2 protein-coding genes are annotated in these 1,655 nt (G+C 61.2%); one reads left to right on the top strand and one right to left on the bottom strand.

The window, feature by feature from the left end:
* Window positions 1–476 precede the first annotated feature (476 nt).
* Complete coding sequence (locus BUC15_RS18820; RefSeq protein ID WP_139280369.1) at window positions 477–1,013, bottom strand: hypothetical protein; 537 nt, start codon at window positions 1,011–1,013, stop codon at window positions 477–479.
* A gap of 73 nt (window positions 1,014–1,086) precedes the next feature.
* On the opposite strand from BUC15_RS18820, the gene BUC15_RS19720 reads away from it, so the two are divergent.
* Complete coding sequence (locus BUC15_RS19720) at window positions 1,087–1,425, top strand: hypothetical protein (protein ID WP_139280368.1); 339 nt, start codon at window positions 1,087–1,089, stop codon at window positions 1,423–1,425.
* The last annotated feature ends 230 nt before the right edge of the window (window positions 1,426–1,655 follow it).

Below are 1,655 nucleotides of genomic sequence, written 5' to 3'. Positions count from 1 at the left end.
CGAGCACGGCAGGCCTCACAGTCACCCAGCCCGGCGCCGCCGCGGGCACCCAGGAGACACCTGAGGCAATCCATCAACGGACGATTCGGATCGCGCAGACGGCCGAACGGCTCCCCAAGACGCTCGGGTTGCCTCACGAAGGCTGGATTCCCGCTCAGGCCATTCGTCGAAGATCTCACCCCGTCAGGAGTCCTGGGCATGAAACCACATGCCGAGAGGATCACCGCCATCGCGCACGCCACCTTCGCCGACGGCCACGATTCCTTCGCGAGACCCTCAGCACCCTCCCCTGACAAACCCCGAAGGCCCTCAGTATCGCCGCGGCTCACCAGAGACACCGTCACGTCGACCCAATCATGCCCGGGACACTGACTCACCCCACAGCGGAACCTCGGCTCTCCACGAACGCAATATCCACTCACGGCCCGGCTCAACCGTCGCGCCGCGTGGATCGGATCCGACATCGGTTCAGTTTCTCACAACAACCCCGACAGACAGAGACGCTGCCCATCGTCGACCCACTCAATGGGTTGGCCAACCCATTGACCGTCAACAAACTCAAGCCCACACTTTCGACTAATCCAACCGAAGGGAGTAGCTGTGAGATCCATCCGCAGCACCGTGGCCAAGGTAGTCCCAGTCGTCCTGCTCGTCACTGCAATAACCCCGATTACAGCCTCAGTTGCAGCCCCGTCGCATTTCAACACCGATCCGTACACCACTGGGTGTTCGAAAACTGCATGGACACTCGCAACACGCTCGGTGTCCGGCGGCACTGCCTCCATCAAGGTCTCCAATGCCTGCGGCACCAACTGGATTGAGTATTCCGGCGTAAAGCAGACCACCACCAAACAGACGATGGACCACGCCACCAACAAGTGGACGCGGGCCGAGGTGGACAACACTGCCTGGTCATACTCGATGCAGTCATATGCCCCTGGCTCGACGAAATTGACAGCGACGATCAAGATCGGCACAACAACCACCACAGCGACATGCTCGAGCGGATGCACGTGGGCCACCTCAACGCCATCGGCCCCCACTGCTTCAAGCAAGGCGAGCAAGGCCGTGGCTTGGGGCAATTCGATGATGGGGAGTACCGCCTACAACGGTTGGTGTGAGAGATTCGTAGAGAATGCCTACGGCACTTCTGGAAAATACGCTTCGGCTCTTGCGGCCTTCAATGCGCTGAAGGCCGCTGGCACCATGAAGTACACCACCACCAACATCCCGGCGGGATCACTCGTCTTCAGCCGAAACGACTGGGACGGAGGATACGGACACGTGATGATCGCACGTGGTGACGGTACCTTCATCAACCCAGCGTCGACGGTCCGCGTCAGCAACAACCCCGCTGGCGGCACGACGAACCAGTACCGATTCCTCGGCTGGAGCCCGGCACCTGCGGGCTGGCCTGGGCGGTAGGCCAGAGCCTGGGTGGCTCAACCGAAGGCTGGTTGAGCCACCCAGCACCCGCCGAGAGTCGGCGACTATGCGTGTGAGATACCACCCACGCGCGATGCGGGGAACCGGCCAACAGTCCCCCGGACAAGGTCGCGATGGACGTTCCTATAGTTTGTCAAGGCTGGTTTTGAGGGTTTTTAGGTCGGCTCGGAGGGCTCCGTAGAGTTCCCGGGACACGAGGCGTTTCATGG

This window comes from Tessaracoccus bendigoensis DSM 12906, from assembly GCF_900141915.1.
Taxonomy (GTDB): Bacteria; Actinomycetota; Actinomycetes; order Propionibacteriales; family Propionibacteriaceae; genus Arachnia; species Arachnia bendigoensis.
The sequence above is the reverse complement of the archived record's forward strand: the minus strand, read 5'-3'. Positions and strand labels throughout refer to the sequence as shown.

Bases quoted from the DNA above. Each gene is read 5' to 3' on its own strand.
- BUC15_RS19720 (WP_139280368.1), top strand. From the start codon at position 1,087: ATGATGGGGAGTACCGCCTACAACGGTTGGTGTGAGAGATTCGTAGAG.